The sequence below is a fragment of the Actinomycetospora sp. NBRC 106375 genome, assembly GCF_030269665.1.
Classification (GTDB): Bacteria; Actinomycetota; Actinomycetes; order Mycobacteriales; family Pseudonocardiaceae; genus Actinomycetospora.
Window position 1 is genome coordinate 1 of record NZ_BSTS01000072.1, and the last position, 999, is coordinate 999.

The window sequence follows — 999 nt, forward strand, 5'->3', positions numbered from 1 at the left end:
TCGTGCTCCAGCCCTTCCAGCCGGGCACGCCAGAACTCGCGCACTTGCCCCCGCAACGCCCGCGCACGACCCATCACACTCACCCCTAGCTCAGACGAGGTGTTGCGACAGCCCCTTGAATCCGCCGGTCGTCGGGGGTGCACAGCGCGCTCGTGATCTCTGCCGGACGAGCTCGCCGACGCGGCAGACGTCCCCGGGCTCGGGCGCAGCGATCGCGTCGGGTACCGTGGAATCCGTCGCGAGCACGAGGCGACGGTGCGGGACGTGGCGCAGCTTGGTAGCGCACTTGACTGGGGGTCAAGGGGTCGCAGGTTCAAATCCTGTCGTCCCGACGCACTTCACGGGCCGATGGATCTCCATCGGTGGGCGGGCATGGAGCTATACGTGGAGCCAGTGTCCCTCTAGCTTGGCTCCATGGCCACGAAGCCAGGGGGTCGCCGTCGCACGCGCGGCGAGATCGAGACGCTCCCGAGCGGTGCGCTGCGGGTGCGTGTCTACGCAGGCATCGACCCGGTCAGCGGCAAGCGGCACCACCTCACCGAGGTCGTCCCGGCAGGTCCGAAGGCCGCCGCGATGGCCGAGAAGGTGCGGACTCGACTGCTCGGCGACGTCGACGCAGGACGTCAACCGCGCACCTCGGCGACAGTGGCCCAGCTGATGGAGCGCTACCTCGAGGTGATCGACGTCGAGGTGGCCACGCGCGCGGGCTACGACAGCCTCATCCGCACGCATGTCCTCCCGCTGCTCGGGAGTCTCCCGGTCGAGCGCGTACGCGGCGAAGTGCTGGACTCGTTCTACGCTCAGCTTCGCAGCTGCCGAGTCCACTGTCGTGGAGCGCGAGGGCTGGTCGATCACCGGACGCGTGTCGCACATGAGGTTGGCCCCCAGGACCGGACACCGACGGTGTGGGGTCAGTGATCTTGGTCAGGCGTGGTGTGGGCTGCTTCGTGGTCCAGCGGGCTGAGCATTCCGATGCTGGAATGGCGTCGCTTGGGGTTG

General features: G+C 68.4%; 1 protein-coding gene and 1 tRNA gene. Both read left to right on the top strand.

What is annotated here, in order from left to right:
- The first annotated feature begins 258 nt into the window (after nt 1-258).
- Nucleotides 259-332 (top strand) — tRNA-Pro (locus QSK03_RS32910).
- An 82-nt stretch (nt 333-414) separates the two neighbouring features.
- Nucleotides 415-918, top strand: a complete 504-nt coding sequence (locus QSK03_RS32915; RefSeq protein WP_285660050.1) for a hypothetical protein — start codon at nt 415-417, stop codon at nt 916-918.
- The last annotated feature ends 81 nt before the right edge of the window (nt 919-999 follow it).

Bases quoted from the DNA above. Each gene is read 5' to 3' on its own strand.
- QSK03_RS32915 (WP_285660050.1), top strand. From the start codon at position 415: ATGGCCACGAAGCCAGGGGGTCGCCGTCGCACGCGCGGCGAGATCGAG.